15 protein-coding genes and 1 pseudogene are annotated in these 20,500 nt (G+C 58.8%); 9 read left to right on the forward strand and 7 right to left on the reverse strand.

Features of this window, described 5'->3' with window-relative positions:
* Positions 1 to 166: 166 nt before the first annotated feature.
* The 3 genes from QA648_RS19960 to QA648_RS19970 are packed head-to-tail and all read right to left on the reverse strand — an operon-like array spanning position 167 to position 3,131.
* The gene (locus tag QA648_RS19960) at positions 167 to 604 is read right to left on the reverse strand and encodes a TadE family protein (protein WP_260304635.1); all 438 of its coding nucleotides are present in this window, start codon (positions 602 to 604) and stop codon (positions 167 to 169) included.
* Complete coding sequence (locus QA648_RS19965) at positions 601 to 1,197, reverse strand: TadE/TadG family type IV pilus assembly protein (protein WP_104826066.1); 597 nt, start codon at positions 1,195 to 1,197, stop codon at positions 601 to 603. The genes QA648_RS19960 and QA648_RS19965 overlap by 4 nt, the downstream gene beginning before the upstream one ends.
* Positions 1,194 to 3,131 (reverse strand): TadE/TadG family type IV pilus assembly protein, encoded by a 1,938-nt coding sequence (locus QA648_RS19970; protein WP_260304636.1) that lies wholly within the window; start codon positions 3,129 to 3,131, stop codon positions 1,194 to 1,196. The genes QA648_RS19965 and QA648_RS19970 overlap by 4 nt, the downstream gene beginning before the upstream one ends.
* Before the next feature lie 427 nt (positions 3,132 to 3,558).
* On the opposite strand from QA648_RS19970, the pseudogene QA648_RS19975 reads away from it, so the two are divergent.
* From QA648_RS19975 to QA648_RS19995, 5 genes and pseudogenes are all read left to right on the forward strand, one after another.
* A pseudogene (locus QA648_RS19975) lies at positions 3,559 to 4,841 on the forward strand (FAD-binding oxidoreductase).
* 10 nt (positions 4,842 to 4,851) lie between these two features.
* Positions 4,852 to 5,748, forward strand: a complete 897-nt coding sequence (locus QA648_RS19980) for a LysR family transcriptional regulator (RefSeq protein WP_104826068.1) — start codon at positions 4,852 to 4,854, stop codon at positions 5,746 to 5,748.
* A gap of 131 nt (positions 5,749 to 5,879) precedes the next feature.
* Positions 5,880 to 7,295 (forward strand): VOC family protein, encoded by a 1,416-nt coding sequence (locus QA648_RS19985; RefSeq protein ID WP_260304638.1) that lies wholly within the window; start codon positions 5,880 to 5,882, stop codon positions 7,293 to 7,295.
* 70 nt (positions 7,296 to 7,365) lie between these two features.
* Positions 7,366 to 8,928: an aldehyde dehydrogenase family protein gene (locus QA648_RS19990; protein ID WP_260304639.1), complete on the forward strand. Its 1,563-nt coding sequence runs from the start codon at positions 7,366 to 7,368 to the stop codon at positions 8,926 to 8,928.
* A gap of 9 nt (positions 8,929 to 8,937) precedes the next feature.
* Positions 8,938 to 10,176, forward strand: coding sequence for a pyridoxal phosphate-dependent aminotransferase (locus QA648_RS19995; RefSeq protein WP_260304640.1), 1,239 nt, complete (start codon positions 8,938 to 8,940; stop codon positions 10,174 to 10,176).
* Positions 10,177 to 10,236: 60 nt separating this feature from the next.
* Here QA648_RS19995 and QA648_RS20000 read toward each other — a convergent pair whose 3' ends face one another.
* The 3 genes from QA648_RS20000 to QA648_RS20010 all read right to left on the reverse strand — a co-directional run bounded on the left by QA648_RS20000 (position 10,237) and on the right by QA648_RS20010 (position 14,081).
* The gene (locus QA648_RS20000; RefSeq protein WP_260304642.1) at positions 10,237 to 10,563 is read right to left on the reverse strand and encodes a hypothetical protein; all 327 of its coding nucleotides are present in this window, start codon (positions 10,561 to 10,563) and stop codon (positions 10,237 to 10,239) included.
* Entirely contained in the window at positions 10,560 to 12,854 is a 2,295-nt protein-coding gene (locus QA648_RS20005; protein WP_283053167.1) for an FdhF/YdeP family oxidoreductase, read from the reverse strand. Before QA648_RS20005 ends, QA648_RS20000 begins: the two co-directional genes overlap by 4 nt.
* Before the next feature lie 126 nt (positions 12,855 to 12,980).
* The gene (locus QA648_RS20010) at positions 12,981 to 14,081 is read right to left on the reverse strand and encodes an MFS transporter (RefSeq protein ID WP_283053168.1); all 1,101 of its coding nucleotides are present in this window, start codon (positions 14,079 to 14,081) and stop codon (positions 12,981 to 12,983) included.
* Between the two features lie 441 nt (positions 14,082 to 14,522).
* Here QA648_RS20010 and QA648_RS20015 point away from each other — a divergent pair, with 441 nt between their 5' ends.
* A complete protein-coding gene (locus QA648_RS20015; RefSeq protein WP_283053169.1) occupies positions 14,523 to 15,638 on the forward strand; it encodes an AraC family transcriptional regulator in 1,116 nt (371 codons plus the stop codon).
* Between the two features lie 105 nt (positions 15,639 to 15,743).
* Here QA648_RS20015 and QA648_RS20020 read toward each other — a convergent pair whose 3' ends face one another.
* Complete coding sequence (locus QA648_RS20020) at positions 15,744 to 16,022, reverse strand: hypothetical protein (protein WP_104826074.1); 279 nt, start codon at positions 16,020 to 16,022, stop codon at positions 15,744 to 15,746.
* Positions 16,023 to 16,410: 388 nt separating this feature from the next.
* Between QA648_RS20020 and QA648_RS20025 the strand changes: the two genes are divergently transcribed.
* From QA648_RS20025 to QA648_RS20035, 3 genes are all read left to right on the forward strand, one after another.
* Complete coding sequence (locus QA648_RS20025; protein WP_283053171.1) at positions 16,411 to 16,719, forward strand: MliC family protein; 309 nt, start codon at positions 16,411 to 16,413, stop codon at positions 16,717 to 16,719.
* Between the two features lie 75 nt (positions 16,720 to 16,794).
* On the forward strand, positions 16,795 to 17,694 hold the full coding sequence (locus QA648_RS20030; protein ID WP_283053173.1) for a lysophospholipid acyltransferase family protein: 900 nt from the start codon (positions 16,795 to 16,797) through the stop codon (positions 17,692 to 17,694).
* Positions 17,695 to 17,834: 140 nt separating this feature from the next.
* Positions 17,835 to 20,078, forward strand: a complete 2,244-nt coding sequence (locus tag QA648_RS20035) for a HAMP domain-containing methyl-accepting chemotaxis protein (protein WP_283053175.1) — start codon at positions 17,835 to 17,837, stop codon at positions 20,076 to 20,078.
* Positions 20,079 to 20,500 lie beyond the last annotated feature (422 nt).

Consider the following 20,500-nt stretch of genomic DNA (forward strand, 5'->3'; position numbering starts at 1 on the left):
GAACATTGTCCGTCTGCGATATGAGCCAGGAAGCAGGCTTTGCGTGGCACGATGATATGGAAGCTCAGGCCTAGTCTGAGCTTCTATTCAAAGCAGTCGACTACATCCTCATTTGGTTGAGCTAGGTCGATGCTGCGACGTTTGACCTGGGGTCGCACGCCTGCCGTCAGTGATTTGTGTAACACGCATCGGCCGTGAGATTTGTGCCGCCGGACAAGGACATCAGTAAATCTGGCACGACGGTGATGAATTGATAGGTGATTTTTACTTGCGAGAAGCCTGCCAAGCCATGGCAAGTGGCGTCGTGATCGAGCGTGACCGATGCGTCGTCCAGCCCTACGAACCAGCCGGTAGCCGTACTGCGTGCGAAGGCTGCCGCCTTCGACGCACTGTAAGTCCCGCCATCTTCGCATTCCGTCTGCGGAATGCCCATGCATCGCGCCGTTGCAATCGCCGTGTCATGGAGGGCATGGCTCGTCCAGAGCAATCGGCCGAGCTCGATCATGCCGAACAGCATGAGGAAAAAGACTGGCGCAACCAGCGCGAACTCCACCGCACTAGCGCCGGAACGCGACTGCCAAATTTTTCGGATAGCGCGCTTCATTGTGTCCGCACGATCGCGCTGGCGTCAATAAAGTCGCCTTTCACAAGGCCGTAGCCGGAGAACAACGGCGTATAGGCCTGTTTTACCATGACGGAGACAAACCGGCCCGCCCGCCCGCCATCGGGGCAGGACGAACCACAGGATTGCTGCGAGCCCCAATCAAGCGACGACGCGCTGCCGCTCGGACAGTAACAAGCATCGGCTTGGCTGACGTTGCCGCTGATCACAATTTTCGCACCATTGTAGTTGGCGACTGCGCCGTTATTCACATTTACTGATGCCTGCGTATCGCCCGCCGCGTATTCGCTGGCGATCATGGTGGCGATTTTCGTTGCCAGATCGCTGCCATCCTTGCCATCGACCAGATCAGCATTGACCATCGCATAGCTGGCACTGTCGGAAACCGTAGCTTCTAGCTGAAAGCGCGAGAATATGAGCATGCCGAGATCAAGGCTGCCAGCCAAGATGAGGATGAAAACTGGCGCAATCAGTGCAAATTCGACTGCTGCATTACCCGAGATATCTCGCAGAAAATGTCTTAGGCCGGCTCGAAGCTGGAGAGCTTTTTTCCCGGCTACATGGATGAAAATCATTGAACCAATTCCACCTCGCTACTGGTGGCCGACAGAGTGCATTCCGACATCGTCTGTGAACCACCGGACAATGAAATACTTGCGCCAATCAATTGCAGGCAGCCGGTTGCGGCATCACCGATCTGGCCGCCGCCGCCGAAATCGATCAGCCCTTTTGGAAAATAGAACGCGCCGGAAATCTTACCTCTGCCGCCGGAGGTGATTTCCGCGTCTGCATAAGATTTCGATGATTGCGGGCCGATAACCGCAAGATTGGCGTAGGTGCCGCTCTGCGGGGCAGAAAGTGTGATGGCATTGCCGCCAGTCAAACAGAATGCCTTTCCTTTGCATTCCCAATCGGAGGGCGTTTCGGTCCCCGAAATGACGATCGTGACATTTGTCCCGGAAACGGCGATGGAATCGCTGCAGCTAGCGCCCCCGGTATTGACCGAGAAATATCCGTCGACCGTGTAGACCCCGGCACCCAGCCTGGCGCCGCCCGCGAGGTTGACGCTGCCCGATATGTCGTGCTGTGCGCTTGCGGGAAACGTGATGCAGCTACCACCGCCGCCGCCATTGATGTCGCCGTCGGCGCGGAAAACACCCTTGCCCGTACTGGCATCCGCCATATAGGTGGTCGAGCCGCCACCCACGCCCATCGCGTTGTCGCCGCTGGACTGGCCGATGGTATAGCTGTTGGCCGTTCCGGCTCCGAGCTTCAGGCTAGCGCCATCGCCCGTGTAGAAGCCGGCGTCCAATATGAAGGTGCTGGGTCCGTCGATGACGGTTTTTCCCGAACTGCACAGGCTGTAGCGCGCATCGCCGCAATTGGTGTCGCCCATTCCGAAGTGAAAGGAACCGGCGCCGAATGTCAGATCGGCGCCGTAAACGCCTCCTGCAACATTGTAGGTGCCGTCCCCGAATACCAGCTTCGTGCCGAAATCATTCTGGATCTTGCCCGAGAAGTTGTAGGTCGTGTTTTTGCTGCCCGAAATATTGAATTTTACCTGAACGTTGCCGTGAACCAGCAGGGAGCCGATATTCACCTCAGACCCGGAGCAGGTGATGTCCCATTTGGTTGTCCAATATTGATTGTAGTTCGCAGGATCGTAGCTGCAGTCGATGGATGTTATGGCGTCTGCGGTTTGCTTTGGGGTCGCGTTGCCGCCAAACTCAATGTTGGTACCCGTGCTCACGGAGACCTTCTTTGGCCACGACGCCTTGCGGATGGTATCGAAGCGTGCGGTAAGTTCGGCTACTCCGGAATTTCCCGAGAGAGGATCCTCTGTGTATTGCTTGGTGACGGGCGCCGCACTTCCATCTGCCTGCACGAGGTTGGTAGACCAAGGGCAAGGCTGCGACGTACCGCCGTAATAGGTCGTACCCTTATTGGTGATCTTCGTTCCGCAGGGGGCGACGACATCACTGTTGGAGTTCACGTAGCACTTGCTTGCGCTGACCTGCACGCCGCCCGAGAGAGTGACGCCCGATCCGGATTTGTCCAAGGCGATGATGCAGCCGCTCTCCGCCGAACCTATAGATGAATAAGCTTCAGCCCCGATTTCGAGCTTTGAACTGACGCCGAGAACGGGTGCGAGAAAAAGTGTGTTCGCGGTGGAGATGGTGGCATGCACCGCCTGAACGCGCGCGTCCTTCGGAGAGGTTGTCAGCGAAACGGAAACGCTGCCGGCATCGACACCGTTGAGCTTCGCCACGGCAAGCGCTGCCGCTTTCATCTCGTCTTCCGAACTCGTATCACTATAGGCGAGCGCGCCGGCATAGGAGGCAAGATCCGCCGTGCGCTGGTTTTCGTTGCGCACCAGAAGCCCGTATCCGTACTCCACGGAGAGAGCAGCAAAGCCGATAACAATCGGCAGGCATAAGGCTGCCATGATCGCGATACCGCCGTCCCGGTTCCGGCAAAGCGACCGCAGTTGATGCAGCGCGATTTTCATTGACTCGTCTCCGTTTGAACGATGAGCTTCAAAAAGTCGGGCAGGAGGTACAATCGCAGGTGTTGAGCGGTGGAGATTTTCGCTTGCGCTGACTAACTGTCGGGTATTTCTTAACAAAACCCTTTGTTTCTGCTGCGCCGCACCATTGCCGGCGCGATGCGGATAATTATGCCGAAAACGGATAGAATTTCTCGAAGGCCCGGCCATGCAGCATCGATAGGGCCAGTCATCACCTCGCCTTCGCGGGGCGAGACGCTGGACGCGCGAACCGGCTCCCCTCAGGGCGCACCGACCGTCTATCGCTCTGCCGGCGAGGTGTCGAACTCATTCCTGCAGGGAATGATCTCTTGTACATAATGAGATAGTCCGTTCACCGACGCAGCGATATCGTGCTGAAAAACTGCTAACTTTAGGAAGATCGGCGCCGATGTTGAATGATCCGAAATCGCATGGACTGTGGGAAACATCAGCGCCGCCCGCCCCGATCACGGAAGAGCTGAACGATGATGCTCACGCAGACGTTGTTATTGTCGGCGGAGGCTACACAGGATTTTCGGCGGCGATCCATCTTGCAAAACTCGGGATAAAATCAGTTCTGCTTGAAGCGGTGGAGGTCGGGTTTGGTGGCTCCGGAAGAAATGTCGGGCTCATCAATGGCGGCATGTGGGTGATGCCCGACGACATACCCGGCGTCCTCGGTCCAGAATATGGAGAGAGATGTCTTAAGCTCCTATCGGATGCGCCTGTACTCGTTCGCCAGGTTATTGAAGAGCATGAAATCTCATGCCAGTTGGAAAAGAATGGGACGCTTCACCTCGGCGTCGGGCGCAAGGGTCTGGAAGAGCTCGAGACCCGTCACCGCCAATGGACCGCGAGAGGAGCGCCGCTTCAACTTCTCGATAGCGATGAGACACGGCGCCGTACCGGCTCGGCCGTGTATTCCGGCGCACTTTTCGATCCGAGGGCCGGTACGCTTCAACCTCTTGCTTATGTGCGTGGCCTGGCACGCGCGGCGATCGCGTCAGGCGTCAAAGTCTATACGAAGAGCCCTGTCTTGGCGGTAGAGCGCCGGGCAGATGATTGGCGGGTGGCGACGCGTCGGGGTTCCGTGACTTGCAAATGGATCGTCGTAGCGACCGACGCTTATTCGACCGGGCCGTGGAAAATCGTGCGCGAGGAACAGGTTCATCTTCCCTATTTTAATTTCGCCACGAAGCCGCTTTCCGACAATGTGCGTAAAACGATCCTTCCGAATAGGGAAGGATGCTGGGATACGAAGGAAATTCTCTCGTCTTTTAGAATGGACCAGCGTGGCCGGCTTGTTTTCGGCAGCGTCGGAGCGCTTCGTAACACGGGACGTGCAATTCACGAGTCCTGGGCAAAGCGGTCATTGAAACGGGTTTTCCCCAGCTTGGCGATGTCGAATTCGAAAGTGCCTGGTACGGGAAAATTGGCATGACCTCGGACGCAGTTCCGCGGTTCCATAAGTTTGAAAACAATGTGGTGGGCTTCAGCGGATATAACGGACGAGGCATTGCGCCTGGAACGACCTTCGGAAAGGTCTTGGCGTCTTACATTGCCGGCAATATCGATGATGCAGGCTTGCCACTGCCGATTACCGAACCAAAGTCCGATCCCTTGCGCATGGCGAAGGAGGCGTACTACGAAATGGGCGCGCAGGTAGCACATCTGGCAGGAGCGCGCTTGTAGGAGGGCATGGGTGCAAGTACCGCGAAGATTTTTGCCTTCACTGCCACTGCTCGCTGCTTTTGAAGCGGCGGCTCGTACCGGGAGCGTAACCGCGGCAGCCAAGGAGCTCAATCTCACCCAGAGTGCCGTTAGCCGGCAGATTCGCGCTCTGGAGGAGCAACTCGGTGTGGAGCTCTTTCATCGAGAGCGCCAGACGATCAAGCTCACCGTCGGAGGTGAGGGCTATGCGCGCGAGATCCGGGACGCGCTGCGTAAGATCAGCAGCGCATCGTTGAACCTGCGGGCAAACCCGTATGGAGGGACGCTGAACCTTGCAATATTGCCAACATTCGGCACCCGATGGTTGGCGCCCAGACTACCGGACTTTCTCGCTGAAAATCCTGGAATTACCGTCAATCTCGTCACAAAGATCACGGCGTTCGATTTTCGGTTGGAGCCGGTGGACGCTGCGATTCATTTCGGCGCCGCGGAATGGCCAAGCGGCGAGCTTGCGTTGCTTCGCCAAGAAATCGTCGTTCCAGCATGCAGTCCGAAGCTGCGTGAACAATACAATTTCACGGAGCCCTCGGACATCCGAGCAGCGCCATTGCTCCATCTGACCAGCCGCCCTGATGCTTGGGAACGCTGGATGATGATGAACGGGGTTACGCCGGATTCGGTTCACGGCATGCTGTTCGATCAGTTCGCAACGGCAACCCAAGCCGCAATAGCAGGCGTGGGGGTGGCGTTGCTGCCAAAGTTCCTCATTGAAGAGGAACTCTCTCAAGGCAAGCTGGTCTATGCTCTCGATCTCCAGATGAAGAGCGCCGAGGCGTACTATCTGGTATGGCCTACCGACCGCGCCTCGCACCCGCCGCTGCTTGCCTTCAAGAAGTGGATATTGGCGCAGACCGCCGCCGATCGATGAAAGTTCATTCCTCGTTGGAATAACATCTGACCTATTGCTTGATAGAAATACAAGCACATCGAAGCGAATACTCCTCAACAATCATGATCTCGGAGAATGACCGAGCTCGTAGCAGACTAGAGGAGGCCATCATGGCGATCGACCACGTGCACCCAGATGATGTTCGGACCCGTTTTTCGCGGGCCATGTCGGAGATGTACCGCACGGAGGTGCCGCAATACGGAACTCTCATGGATCTGGTCGCTGACGTGAACGAAGACACGCTCGCGAACGATCCGGGGCTCCACGACGCGCTTGTTCGCAATGACGAGCTCGATCGCCTGAGCGTCGAACGCCATGGAGCTATTCGCCTTGGCACGGCGGACGAGCTTTTCAATATTCGCCGGGTGTTCGCCGTCATGGGCATGTATCCGGTCGGCTATTATGATTTGTCGGTGGCGGGCATACCCGTTCATTCGACCGCTTTTCGGCCTGTAGACGACGAGGCTCTTCGCCGCAATCCGTTCCGAGTCTTCACCTCCCTGCTGCGCCTGGAACTGATAGCCGACGAAGTATTGCGTGCTGAGGCAGCGGAAATCCTTTCTCGCCGCAAGATCTTTACCGACCGTGCCCTTTTCCTGGTCGATAAGGCGGAAATGGACGGCGGACTTGCCAGCGAAGATGCGGATGAGTTCGTCCGGGAGGTCTTGGAAACGTTCCGTTGGCACAGCGATGCCACCGTCACCCTCGCCACCTACAAGCGCCTGCATGATGCTCATCGGTTGATCGCGGATGTCGTCAGCTTCAAAGGGCCGCATATCAACCACCTCACGCCTCGGACGCTTGATATCGATGCTGTTCAGGAAGGCATGCCCAAGCGCGGCATCAGTCCGAAAGCAGTCATCGAGGGTCCGCCGCGTCGACGGTGCGCCATTCTTCTCCGCCAGACGAGCTTCAAGGCACTTGAGGAGAACATCAAATTCAAACCAGCCGCAGATGGTGGTTCGTCCGGAACGCACACGGCGCGGTTCGGCGAGATCGAGCAGCGAGGCGTAGCCCTGACGGCCAAGGGCAGGAAGCTGTATGACGAGCTTCTTGCGTCTGTTCGTAGTGACGTTCAAGTGGCGTCGACCGGTGGCAACTCGGGAGATTACAACAGCCAGCTCGTCGAAACGTTCAGGCAGTTTCCCGACGAGTGGCGTGAGTTGCGCACGAAGGGCTTGGCGTTCTTCCGGTATTCCGCGACCGAAACCGGATTGAACAACGTCGCCGGTGGTCGCCTTCCGTCGAACTTGGATGCGCTGATCGACGCCGGATACGTCAGATTCGATCCGATCGTCTACGAGGATTTCCTTCCGGTCAGCGCTGCGGGGATCTTCCAGTCCAACCTCGGCACCGATGTGCAACAGAACTATTCGGAGAGCTCGAACCGGGTAGCGTTCGAACAAAGTCTGGGTGCCGCCGTCCAAAACGAACTGGATCTTTACGCCGATGCCGAACGACGCTCGCTCGACCTAGCCTACGAAGTCCTGGGGCTTGGGCAGCCGGCCCAACGCCTTATCGCGTAGGGCGGCAGCAAAGCCACGCAATCGATGCGCAACAATACAGTTTCAATGTAAAAGAGAAAAAGGGAAGCAAATGTCGACAGCTCTCGCTCACCAGACAGCCGGCACATCCATTCAGTCGCTGCAGGCCGAAACACACCAGCTCTTGAGTGAACTCGGCGTCACCCCCCAAGCCTATGCGGATGGCGAGATCCGTGCTCGCACGCCCATCACCGGCGAGACCGTTGGCAATGTCAAGTATATCCCGGCCAGCGAAGCATCCGCCCGCGTCGCCAAAGCCCATGAGGCCTTCCTCGCTTGGCGGAATGTGCCGGCTCCCAAGAGGGGCGAACTCGTTCGACTTCTCGGCGAGGAGCTGCGGGCCAACAAGCAGGCACTCGGACGCCTGGTTTCCATTGAGGTCGGTAAGATCACATCCGAAGGTTTGGGCGAAGTCCAGGAGATGATCGATATCTGCGACTTTGCCGTCGGTCTCTCCCGTCAGCTATACGGCCTGACGATCGCCACGGAACGCGCCGATCACCGGATGATGGAAACCTGGCATCCGCTCGGGGTGATCGGTATCATTACCGCCTTCAACTTTCCCGTTGCCGTCTGGGCGTGGAACGCGGCACTCGCGCTCGTCTGCGGCAATAGCGTCGTCTGGAAGCCCTCCGAAAAGACCATGCTGACTGCGCTCGCGACCGAGGCAATCTTCAACCGGGCGCTGGAACGCTTCAAGGCTGAAGGGGGAGAAGCCCCCGAAGGACTCGCGCAGCTTCTCGTCGGTAACCGCGAGGTCGGCGAGATACTCGTGGACGATCACCGGGTTCCGCTGGTGTCCGCGACGGGCTCCACCGCCATGGGGCGGGCCGTCGGCCCCAAGCTTGCCAATCGCTTCGCGCGGGCAATTCTCGAACTCGGCGGCAACAATGCTGCCATCGTTACTCCCACCGCCGATTTGGATCTGACGCTGCGCGGCGCCGCGTTTGCGGCAATGGGAACGGCGGGGCAGCGTTGCACGAGCCTCCGGCGGCTTTTTGTGCACGAGAACGTGTACGACCAGCTCGTCGATCGGCTGAAGAAGGCATACTCCTCCGTCACCGTCGGCAACCCGCTGGATGGCAATCTCGTGGGACCGCTCATCGACAAGGCCGCCTTCGATGCCATGCAGGCCGCGCTTCAATCCGCCAAGAATCTGGGCGGCGAGGTATCGGGCGGAACGCGGCACGATGTCGGCCAGGAAAACGCCTATTACGTTCGGCCTGCCCTCGTCGAAATGCCCCGGCAGGAAGGGCCGGTCGAGAACGAGACCTTCGCACCCATCCTCTACGTCATGAAGTACCGCGACTTCGATGAGGTCTTGAAGCTTCACAACGCCGTCCCACAAGGACTTTCCTCGTCGATTTTCACCAATGACATGCGCGAGGCGGAACTCTTCATCTCGGCACGCGGATCGGACTGCGGTATCGCCAACGTCAACATCGGTCCTTCCGGCGCCGAAATCGGTGGTGCTTTCGGTGGCGAAAAGGAAACCGGTGGCGGCCGCGAATCCGGATCGGACGCGTGGAAGGCCTACATGCGTAGGGCTACCAACACCATTAATTATGGCCGCACCTTGCCGCTCGCCCAGGGTGTCAAGTTCGACGTCGAGTGAGGGGCCGCGATGAACAGTGTAGCTCAGACCACAAGCTTCAGGCCCGCGGACCGGCTGTCGCAGATCGGTGTGTCGGAAATCCTCAAAATAACGGGGCTCGCGAACGAACTTAAGCGCCAAGGCCGCGACGTGATCGTCCTTGGCGCCGGCGAGCCCGACTTCGACACGCCGGAAAACATCAAGGAGGCGGCGGTCCGGGCGATCGCCGCCGGCCAGACCAAATATACGGCTCTCGACGGGACAGCCGAACTCAAAGCTGCGATACGTCACAAATTCAAGACCGAGAATGGCCTGGAATTTGAGCAGAGCGAGATCACGGTCGCGGCCGGTGCGAAACAAGTGATCTATAACGCGATGATGGCCACGCTCGATCCGGGCGATGAGGTGATCATTCCTACGCCGTTTTGGGTGACCTACGCTGATATAGTGATCATTGCCGGCGGCAAGCCAGTTCTTGTTCCATGCAAGGAAGAGAACGGGTTTCGCCTTTCTCCGGAAGACCTCGAAGCAGCCATCACGCCGAAGACCCGCTGGCTGATGCTCAACTCGCCGTCAAACCCATCTGGTGCGGCCTACTCCGAGGCCCAATATCGTCCGATCCTCGACGTTTTGTTGAAGCATCCGCAGGTGTGGCTGATGGTCGACGATATGTATGAGCACATTGTTTACGGCGACTTTCGGTTCGTTACGCCGGCGGCGATCAAGCCAGAGCTTAGAAACCGCACGCTCACTATCAACGGTGTCTCCAAGGCCTATGCAATGACCGGCTGGCGGATCGGATATGCAGGCGGCCCCGCGGCGCTCATCAAGTCCATGGCGGTGGTCCAGAGCCAGTCGACGTCCTGCCCATCCTCGATCAGTCAAGCCGCTGCCGTTGAAGCTTTGACCGGGCCGCAGGACATCCTCCTTCAGCGTCGCAAGTCCTTCGAGGAGCGCCGTGACCTGGTCGTGAAGGCTCTAAACAATATCGAAGGCATCACCTGCCGGGTTCCGGAAGGCGCATTCTATACATTCTCGAGCATCGCCGGGCTTGTCGGTCGAAAGACGCCGGAGGGACGAGTGGTCGAAAGCGATTCCGTTTTCGCTGACTACCTCCTTCGAAGCGCAGAGGTGGCGGTCGTTCCGGGTTCGGCATTCGGTCTCGCCCCATATTTCCGCATATCCTATGCGACCTCGCTTGCGGAACTCGAAGACGCTTGCAAACGAATTGGCGCTGCCGTCGCGAAACTTCGACCTGAAGGCCGGTAACTCCATACCGAACCTTCAGACAGGTCTCCGGTCCTTCCGGCTACCGCACGACGACGGCCGTCAGGCCTTCTCCGAGATCCGGATGCGGCACGCCGATGATAGCATCGCGCGGCCATTCGCTGTCAGATGAAAATGACTGCGAAGGGTGCGGGGGTCCCGTTTGGCAATCACCAAAAACTCGCCGACTGCGTCCAAGACATTGAGCTCGCGCAGCACGAGAGCATGCTCGACACCAAGTCGCTTCGAAAACGTTCGACTGTCCGAGGCGATGTCGAGCGCACAAGCGACGAGCAGTGCGCCCTGCAGTCCGGTGAGGTGTTTGTTCACCTGAACGAGATTTTCGACCAGATCGAAAAATATCTGCGGCTCGGTCGCGATGTCGTTCAAGATGCCTCGCGGGTCCGCAACGACACCATGATCGATTTCGATGTTGGCGTGTCGCTTTCCTCGCCGGCGCTGGCGAGCGGTACCAGAACGTTCAGCTCCGGATAATAGCCGGCGATGCTGCCACGCGGAATATCGTAGGGGACGAGCCGGAAATCCGCTGCTTTCCGCTCCACGCCGTCGTTGTATTCGCCGATGACATCCACGCGCTCGCCACTCCCGGCGCCCAGCGCAGCCAGGTCGTCGGGGTTGATGAAAATTACCTGCCGTTCGCCGTAGACGCCGCGATAGCGGTCGTCGAGACCATAGACCGTCGTGTTGTACTGGTCGTGCGAGCGGAATGTCTGAAGTGCGAAGCGTCCACCGCCCTTGCGCGCCCGTTGATGGACCGTTTCCTCCGGCAGGCTGCCGGAAGAGAAGGTCGCCTTGCCGGCTGTCGTATTCCACTCGCGATGCGCCGCACTGTTGCGCAGATGAAAGCCGCGCGGCTTGCGCAGACGCTCGTTATAGCGCTCAAAACCGGGAATCGTCGCCTCGATGTGGTCGCGGATACGATCGTAATTGTTGGCGAGCCGCCCCCAATCCACATGGGTATTGCCGACGGTGGTGGCCGCAATGCCGGCGATGATGGCGACTTCCGAGAGCAGGTGCGGCGACGCAGGGCGATTGATGCCGGCCGAGCCATGAACCATGCTCATGGAATCCTCGACGCTTATGAGCTGGGACTGCCCGTTCACATTCAGATCCATTTCCGTGCGCCCCAGGCAGGGCAGAATGAAAGCGATTTCGCCCGGCATCAGATGCGAATGGTTCGGTTTGGTCGCGATATGAACCGTAAGCTTCAGGTGACGGAGTGCCTTCTCCACGAGCGCGCTATCGGGCGTCGCCCGGGCGAAATTGCCGCCGAGGCCGATGAACGCCTGGGCCGATCCGTCGAGCATTGCGCCGATCGCCGCCAGGACATTGTGTCCGTGTTCCCGCGGTACCGCGAAGCCGAACTCCTTCTCCAGGGCAGCAAGAAAATCCTCCGACGGCTTTTCGTTGATGCCGACGGTGCGGTCGCCTTGAACATTGGAATGGCCGCGCACCGGGCAAAGACCGGCACCGGGTTTGCCGATATTGCCGCGCAGGAACATGAAATTGGCGATTTCGCGGATCGTCGCGACGGAATGCACATGTTGCGTCACACCCATCGCCCAGGTGCAAATGACGCGTTCGGCATTGATGTAGACGGCCGCGGCCTGCTCGATCTCTGCGCGGCTCAGACCGGATTGGTCCTCGATGTCGGCCCAGCTCGTTGCCTCCACCGCGGCGCGATAGTCTGCGAAGCCGGCGGCATGCTCGGCCAGAAAGGCCTGATCCAGTATCGACGGTAGGCCGGCGGCGATTGCCGCATCATCGGCCGCAAACACGGCCTTGCTCATGCCGCGCACGGCAGCCATATCGCCGCCGAGCTGCGGTTGAAAATAATGGCTGGCGATCTCGGTCGATCCGCCGCGCAACATCTCCACCTTGTCCTGCGGATCGGAAAAGCGCTCCAAGCCCTTCTCGCGGACCGGGTTGAACACGACGACCCGAGCGCCGCGCATTGCGGCGCGTCGGAGATCGCCGAGCATGCGCGGATGGTTGGTGCCCGGATTCTGCCCGATCACGAAGATTGCGTCCGCTTCCTCGAAATCTTCGAGGAGCACGGTTCCCTTGCCGACGCCGACTGCCTGCTTCAAGGCGACGCCGCTCGCCTCGTGGCACATGTTGGAGCAATCGGGAAAATTGTTGGTGCCGTAGAGCCGCACGAAGAGCTGATAGAGGAAGGCTGCCTCGTTGCTCGCACGCCCCGACGTATAGAATTCGGCGCGATTGGGATTGTCGAGGCCCCTCAGCACCGAGCCGATTTCGGCAAAGGCTTCCTCCCAGGCCACCGGCAGATAGCGGTCGCTTGCCGCGTCGTACCGCATTGGATGAGTCAGGCGGCCGTTCAGTTCAAGCTCATAGTCGCTGAGGCGCCGCAGCTCCGAAACGGTGTGGGCGGCGAAGAAAGCGGGGTTGGCACGCTTTTCCGTCGCCTCCCATGCAACGGCCTTGACGCCGTTCTCGCAAAATTCGAACGAAGAACCATGTTCTGGATCGCCCCAGGCGCAGCCCGGGCAATCGAAACCATCAGGCTGATTGGCACGCAGCATCGCGCGTGCACCCGAAAGCGGCGCTCCGCTTTGCAACAGTCGCTTGCCGCAGCTCTTCAGCGCGCCCCAACCGCCGGCCGCCGATGACTTTTTTCCAATAAAATCAGTGCTCATGACGCATCTATTTGCTGCGGCGCAGCAAAGGTCAAGATTACTTACCTAATGGCTTGATAGAATTTTCCTATCGGTGATCGCAAGTGTGCTTCTGGGGTTCGACAACCACATCGCACATTGGCGCCTTCAAGGCTCGGATGCTGTCAACACTCTTGACTGGCGAGCGCCGAACAACAGGACGACAGCGGCAAAGAGAGCGACCAAGGAAGCAACGTGGAGCACGGTTCGAAAGCCGTAGGCCTGTGCGATGATCCCCACCGCCGGGCCTGCGAGCACGCCGCTAATCATCAGCGTATTCCAGTAAATTGCGGTGGCACGCGCCGGACGGCCTTCGGCGTAGGACTGCACAAAACTGATGCCAAGACTTGCATAGAGCCCATAGTAGAGCCCCTCCATTGCCGCACCGGCCACCATCTGCGGAAAAGTCTGGACCGACGCCAGAACCTGGATGGCGACAACGGCTAGCAGCGTCGTGGCCATCAAGGGCTTCCGAATTCCAAACCGGGCCATCAGAAGCGGGGTTGAAAAAATCGCGAATACTTCGACGAAGGTTTTTACGGTGAAGGCCGTCCCCGGCGCATAGCCGGGCAGCCCGACCTCCTGCACGTAGAAAAGAGGCAAGGTCGAAAACGTCAGGGAGTGCGCGGACGACAGGCAGAACACAAATGTTGCAGCCAGCCAAAGTCCGGGATTTGCGTTACCGCCCTCACGGTTTTCCGGGACGCTTTCCTTGGGCTTGGCCGTAGCATTTTGTGGCTTCACACACCACCAAAGCGCCAACCAGACGAGTCCGAGCAAGACGCAGCATCGGAAGACCGCGGCCTTGCCGAATTGATCTGCGACGAGAAAGGAGACCGCCGGTCCGACCATCCAGGCCGTGGATGTCGTGGCACGCATGAAGGCGTTAAGCCGGCGATTTTCGATCTGGTGCTTCGCGGCCAAACCGCCGCCAAGGCTGAACATCGTCGATACGGCGCTGGTGCTCACCCCGAACCCGATCACGCCGAAGGTCAGCACCGTCCAGAGAGACGGAATGATTGACAAAGAAAGGTTCGCCGAGAGGTAGCCGGCCAAGGCGATCCCGATCAGCGGAAAGGCATTTTTTCCACGGTCGATACGACCGGCAAACTGACGATTGATAGCAATCGCCAAACATGACAGGGCGCCCGCATAGATGCTGATCGTCCACGGGGGCTGTTTCAGACCTTCGACGATGAAGAAGCCCATGAATGGCGCGATCATCGCGTTGCAGACTGTTCCCACGAACAATAGGAGCAGAAAGGGAAGCAGAGCTTTTAAATGAGGGCGAGCCATGAGGACCAATGCGAGCTGATGGGACGCTCTGCATCGCACGGCTTAAAGTTCTAGGCAATCGCGATGCTTCGGCAGCTTTCGCCTATCCGTAAATCAAATGGCTGGGCTCCAATTATTTGCGACGATCGGCGATCAGATAAGGTTCGGACATGCGTTGCCTGCTGTCATCGCAACTGTTTCTTATGGCGTTATACGTTCGATTTCTGACTGACATTCGCCGGCTTAAGCCTGACAGCAGTATTGGTTCCGGCCGGCCGCATTGAATTATCGATATTCGAATGGGCTCAGGATGCTGACCATCCTTGTTCCCGCTGGGTTTTTTATTCCATTGCTATTCAGCCCCCGAGAGGCGAAATGAGTGTTGAAGCCGCGCCCGATACAGACGGGCAGCCATTGTTGTTTGATATCGCCGCTTTTGCCTCACCGCGGCAGGGATTCGAGCGGTTATGTGAGCTGATTGTCGACATCTGCGACGCAACGATGCTGGGCGAGCCGGAGAATTTCCGCTTCGCCGCCAGTACGTTGCATCTTGGCAGCGCGTTGTTGCTGGAAAGTCGGTCGAGCGCCTTGCGCTATAACAGGACGCCTGAGCACGTCGCGCGGGGCCTCGACCATTTTCAGCTCGTCATGTATCTCGGCGGTGGCGCTGAATTCATCGCTGGCGAACACACCTTTCTGCAGCGAGCGGGCGATGTCTCGCTGATCAATATGAGCAAACCCCTCCTGACGCGGGAGATTCCGGGGGATGACGGCGTCGTCCAGGTTTTGAGCTTCATGCTTCCTCGGCCCCTGCTTGCGCCTCTGTTCGCTGCGATCGAAAACGTTCCGACTATCGTCGTTGCAAGGCGCGAGGCGGCTTTTGGAACGTTGATCGGCGAACATATGCTGACGCTGCGGCGTTGCGCGACTCAGCTCACGCAGGCGGAGCGCCAAGCAGCGGCGCAATCGCTGGCGCAACTCGCGGCCGGTGGCATGGAGTGGCGCGCCGACAACGCCGACCCTCTGCCACGCTTATCGCAGGAAGCGCTGCGAACCCGGATCAAACGGCATATCGAGGAGAATCTCGGCACGGACTCGCTCGACGTGCCGAACCTTTGCCGCCGCTTCGCCTTGTCGCGCGCAAGCCTCTATCGCCTGTTCGCACCGCAGAGCCCGGCGAGCTACATTCAGCAGCGCCGGCTGCATCGCGCCTTCGCCATCCTCGTTACGCCAGCGTTCCGCCCTTGGCGGGTCATCGACGTCGCCATCGAATGCCAGTTCAGCTCGGACGCGACCTTCATCCGCGCCTTTCGTCGCGAGTTTGGCATCACGCCCGGCGAGGCGCGAGAGCGCTCGCTGCGGACCTCCAACGCGCCTCGCGACGATCACCCGGCCGAGCCGCATCCCGATGCCGAATCGGCGCGCTGGGTGGCTCAGCTCACGGGCGCCATGCCGCAACTTTCGACGCTTCGCGGCGACCGCAAGCCGTAGCGGGCGGACAGACGGGCCAATTGCCTCCGCAATAATTCGAAGCACGAATCCAACAAAAAGGCGCCCGAGCGGGCGCCTTCAAAAGGTGGTTTCCGGCGCGCGCGATCAGTTGGCGGCACCCATACCGGCCTGCACCTCGACGATCGCCTGATTGACCAGGTCAATCGCGTTGAGACGGTGGCCCCCCTTGTTGGTCGCGCCCTTCTGCAGCGATGATTTCGCCGCAAGCAGCGAGCTGAGTGCCGACTGCATATAGGGCTGATTGGCGCCCCATTGGGCTTCGGCATGGCTCGGTTGCAGGACGATCACCGCGCTCGAAGCAAAGGCCATTCCAAGGCAAAAGGCGATCGCCGTACGGCGCGGCAATAAAGATAAAGATTTCATCAACGACTCCATTAAATCTAAATTTCGTGGCGAGAGATCAATCACTTACGTCGCGCAAGATACGTGGGCGGGAATGAAGGGCAATCGCTGGAGCGCATATTTGTGAGGCCAGCAACGAAATTGATACGCTCAGAAAATTTCGCTGAGACGCTTGGCAAATACTTGATGTATTATCGCTCAACCGAAGGCCGGCGATGCGCGTATTTACCCAAGAAGGTTTTAATATCGTCGGGCTGAGCCGCCTTCCCTCGGCGCTTCGCGGCGAACGGAAACATTAGCCGTTCGCCTAGAGGAATGAGACGGCGTGCAAGGCGCGATGGGACATACGGCAAAGCCGCCGTTCCCATCTTCCGCTAGCGTCCATGCTTTCCAACGCAAGGAGATCAGCGTGAACGGGATCGGCATGGCTATTTTTGGAGCGCTAGGCGCAATGTTTTTGCTGAGCGCGGCCCCTGCTTTCGCGGAGGACCAGGTCGGTCTGTTTTATCGTTGCGACGACGGCACGGCCTTGACGGCAAGCTTCCTGAATTCAAGCAACGAGGCCCTCATCACGACAGGCGGGCGCAGCTACCGCTTGCCGCAGGCGAGATCCGGTTCAGGCGCGCGCTACACGGATGGCAGCGTGGTTTTCTGGATCAAGGGCAGAGACGCGCAACTGGAAGCGCCCGGTCGATCGACCAACTGCCACACGCGATAAGTTCAAGCATCAATCGAGAAGTTGAAATCACCGCGCCTCTGCGAAGCTGCGGGGCATTTGACATGGGTTGAACACATGACCGCAAGCCTGCTTTCCTACGCCAACGACAAGGATCATTTCGCTAAGCGCATGGCCATTCGTGGCATCGAAACTGCACTTGGCCGCCGCGCGGTGGAAAAAGTCTTTGAACGCTGGCGCGTCGATGTTCACGGTGTTTCTCAACATCCATTCGGTCGCATACTGGAAATGTATGGCATCGACTTCCGCATCAAGGGCGAGTGGCCGCTGCGTGAGATACCCGATGGCCCGATCGTGATGGTCGCCAATCATCCCTTCGGCGTGGCCGATGGCATGGCGCTCGGCGCCATTGCCGAACATTTCGGCCGGCCTTATCGGGTAATCGTCAACGAGCGCATGATGAAGGTGCCGGAATTTCGGCCTTATATCCTGCCGATCTCTTTCGATGAGACTGCCGAGGCGATGGAGGTTAATCTCTCCACCCGCAATGAGGCGATCAGGCTGCTGCGCGACGGCGTCACGATCGGCATTTTCCCCTCCGGCGGCGTGGCAACAGCGCCGCGCGGCTTCGGGCCGGCCGAGGAACTACCGTGGAAGATGTTCCTGGCGAAACTCATTCAGATGGGCAAGGCGAATGTGCTGCCGATCTTTATCGAAGGGCAGAACAGCCTGCTTTTTCAAATGATGAGCCGCGTATCGCCGACGGTGCGCCTGGCACTGCTGTTCAACGAATTCCACCGCCTGTCGCAGCGATCCATCACCGCTCGCGTCGATTGCCTGATGCCCTGGAGCGAGCTTGCCGCCATCCGCGATCGCAAGGCCGTCATGGATCATATCCAGGAAAGGGTTATCGCCATGCGGCCCTATGACCGGCGGCGCCTGTCTCCGGCTGCGCTGCGGGCCCAGCAACAACACTGGCTCTGGCGTGAAGGCGGCATCAGCACCGGATCGAGATAACTGGCATTTCCAAGTGAAACCAGCAGTGGCCGGGAGATCACGGCGAGCGCTTCGTGATATCTAGCGACATTATGTCGACATTTATGCAAATTTAACCTCATTAGTAGCAGTATTTGGCATTGCTTGCTGGGGTTACAAAAATGTGGGCTGTTTTAGCGGCGAAATTCAATTGGACGATCAGTAGAAAGATCCCGGTGTTGATGGTCGGGGTTACCGTGCTAGCTTGCGGTACCGTGGCTGGTTACGCAGGCCTGACTTCATTCTCCACCGCTAGAAGCCTGATCGGAACTCACCTGGAATATGTTGCCGGTACCAAGCGGAATATACTGGCAACCAAGCTGGATATGTCCAAGCTCGATATCGAGGGTCTGGCCGTCAATCCGGCGCTGGTGAAATCATTCGACAACATGATTACCGGCTACAAGATCCTGCCGCAGGAACAGGCAGTCGCCTTGTCCAAACTCAAGGCCTCAGGCGAAGATCTCAAGGGCGGCGCCACGCCGAAGGCGCAATTCTATCTGGATGCCTACAAGCAGATCGACGTCTGGCTGAAATCCCTGGGTTCCGAGCATGGCTACTCCAACATTCTGCTCATCAACGCAAAAGGGGAACTTATATACAGCACCGGGACGGATCCGCTCGGCGCGGTTGCGCCCGATAGCCCGATCGCTCAAGCAGTACGACTATCTCAGGGCCAGCGGCGGGCGGTGATGACGGATTTCTCCCCGCCGTCGAAAGAAGGACCGGGCTTGGCCTTTTTTGCGATCGGGGTCGCCAACGCGATGATCCCCGACGAGCGTGGGGGCACGCTAGTCGTCGCCGTCAGCACGAATGTCATCGATGCGATCATGCATGACAGCGCCGGCTTCAGTGCGCAGGGCGAAGCGCTTTTTGCGGGAAGCGACGGCCTGGCGCGCTCGACATCGCGTTTCTCCGGCAGCAGCAACGCATCGTTGGCGATCGACAAGAGCCTCCTCGCCCCGAAAGCCTCGTTCAGCGTCTATCGCGATCAGGAAGTCCTCGCAGCGTCCGAGCCGCTGTCATGGGGCGGACAGAACTGGTCGATCATTGCCGTCGAGCCGACGACGGCTGTCTTTGCGCCGGCGGTAGACATGCTGTGGAAAATCCTCGCCATCACTGCGGCGACAGCGCTTTTCACGCTGTTGCTGGCCGTTGTCGCATCCCGCTCCATTTCCGGGCCGATCGTCCGGCTGGTGGCGGAAATGAAAAGGTTGGCCTCCGGGGACACCAGCGGTGATGTGGAAGGAACGACCCGCACTGACGAGGTCGGGGACATGTCCCGAGCGGTTCTCGTCTTCAAGGACAATGCCGTTGCCAAGAGGGTTGCAGAAGAGGACGCGCGAAGAACCGAAGCCGAGGCGGAAAGCGAACGCAAGGTCATGGAGGCCGACCGGCTTGACAGGTCTCGTATTCAGGCCGGTGTCGTCGCTGAAATCGGCAGCAGCCTGTCCGCCCTTGCCAACGGCACCTTATCCCACAAGATCGCCATGAAATTCCCGGCGGACTATCAGCAGCTGAAGGATGACTTCAATGAAGCGGTGACGCAGCTCAGTCATACCGTGCTGACCGTTTCTACCCAGGCAAAGTCGATTTCTTCGATTGCCGATGAGATGAGCGGCGCGATGGACACGCTTGCCACGCGAACGGAGCATCAAGCCATCGTTCTCGAAGGCGCCGTCAACACGCTGCATGCGGTCTCCACGGACGTCAATCGAACCGCCGAGGCGGCTAACAAGGCCAATACAATCGTTGCCGAGGCTCACTCGGCCGCCTCCTCTTCCGACGAGATCGTGTCCCAGGCGATCGCCGGCATGGGCCAAATCGAGGATTCCTCGCGGCAGATCGCCAGCATCGTCAACGTCATCGACGAAATAGCCTTCCAGACCAACCTTCTGGCATTGAATGCCGGTGTGGAGGCCTCGCGCGCCGGGGACGCCGGAAAGGGTTTTGCCGTCGTCGCTTCAGAAGTTCGCGCGCTGGCGCAGCGCTCCGCCGACGCCGCGAAGGAGATCAAGGAATTGATCAATACCTCGTCGCGGCGTGTCGAGCGGGGAACTCAGCTTGTCAGTTCCACCGGCGAACTGCTGAAGACAATCGCCGGCCAAATCGATCTCATCAAGTCGGTCGTCTCGAATATCGCCTCGACTGCATCCAATCAGGCGACGCATCTCGGCGCATTCGGTGCGACGATCAAGGAAATCGATATGTCGACGCAACAGACGGCGGCAATGGCGGAGGAATCGACGGCGGCTTGCAGGTCCTTGGCGGAGGAAGCGACCCATCTGCTGCATCTTATCAGCCAGTTCGATCTCGATGAGAATGCCGTGCAGGCCGAGCAAGGCGCTCGTGCCAAGGTCGCTTAATTGCTATCTCTGAGGATGTGCATGCGCCGAAGATAGCCGGAGATAACCGAATAGGCCGAGGACAAGCTCGGCCTAAAAGGTGCCCGGGCACCATTGCGGTAGCTCGGGCAACACTTTGATCTCGCCTTTGCAGCCGTTCCGAGGTCGACAGTATTTTGCGTCCATTTAACGGGCTCGTCGAACATCGGGCTGCGCCCGTGCAAGCTGCACCCATACCCAACTTTTATTCGGGTCCCGCCGGCGGAAGCTATGGTCTGAGGCCAAGCCTTCGCCTGTTTGGATGCGGCTGCGCGTCGAAAAACGCCGCTGCAGCGGCGAAAATTAAAAATAAAACTTGACTATGTCGACGGGTAGTCGACAATATAATCCAGTCGACATGCAGCCGACAGAAATTGAACAGGATCCAGCAGACCGAGGACGGG

Source organism: Rhizobium sp. CB3171, assembly GCF_029714265.1.
GTDB lineage: Bacteria > Pseudomonadota > Alphaproteobacteria > Rhizobiales > Rhizobiaceae > Rhizobium.

Bases quoted from the DNA above. Each gene is read 5' to 3' on its own strand.
- QA648_RS19990 (WP_260304639.1), top strand. From the start codon at position 7,366: ATGTCGACAGCTCTCGCTCACCAGACAGCCGGCACATCCATTCAGTCG.
- QA648_RS20005 (WP_283053167.1), bottom strand. From the start codon at position 12,854: ATGAGCACTGATTTTATTGGAAAAAAGTCATCGGCGGCCGGCGGTTGG.
- QA648_RS20035 (WP_283053175.1), top strand. From the start codon at position 17,835: ATGTGGGCTGTTTTAGCGGCGAAATTCAATTGGACGATCAGTAGAAAG.
- QA648_RS20020 (WP_104826074.1), bottom strand. From the start codon at position 16,022: ATGAAATCTTTATCTTTATTGCCGCGCCGTACGGCGATCGCCTTTTGC.
- QA648_RS19960 (WP_260304635.1), bottom strand. From the start codon at position 604: ATGAAGCGCGCTATCCGAAAAATTTGGCAGTCGCGTTCCGGCGCTAGT.
- QA648_RS19965 (WP_104826066.1), bottom strand. From the start codon at position 1,197: ATGATTTTCATCCATGTAGCCGGGAAAAAAGCTCTCCAGCTTCGAGCC.
- QA648_RS19970 (WP_260304636.1), bottom strand. From the start codon at position 3,131: ATGAAAATCGCGCTGCATCAACTGCGGTCGCTTTGCCGGAACCGGGAC.
- QA648_RS20030 (WP_283053173.1), top strand. From the start codon at position 16,795: ATGACCGCAAGCCTGCTTTCCTACGCCAACGACAAGGATCATTTCGCT.
- QA648_RS20010 (WP_283053168.1), bottom strand. From the start codon at position 14,081: ATGGGCTTCTTCATCGTCGAAGGTCTGAAACAGCCCCCGTGGACGATC.
- QA648_RS19995 (WP_260304640.1), top strand. From the start codon at position 8,938: ATGAACAGTGTAGCTCAGACCACAAGCTTCAGGCCCGCGGACCGGCTG.
- QA648_RS20015 (WP_283053169.1), top strand. From the start codon at position 14,523: ATGAGTGTTGAAGCCGCGCCCGATACAGACGGGCAGCCATTGTTGTTT.
- QA648_RS19985 (WP_260304638.1), top strand. From the start codon at position 5,880: ATGGCGATCGACCACGTGCACCCAGATGATGTTCGGACCCGTTTTTCG.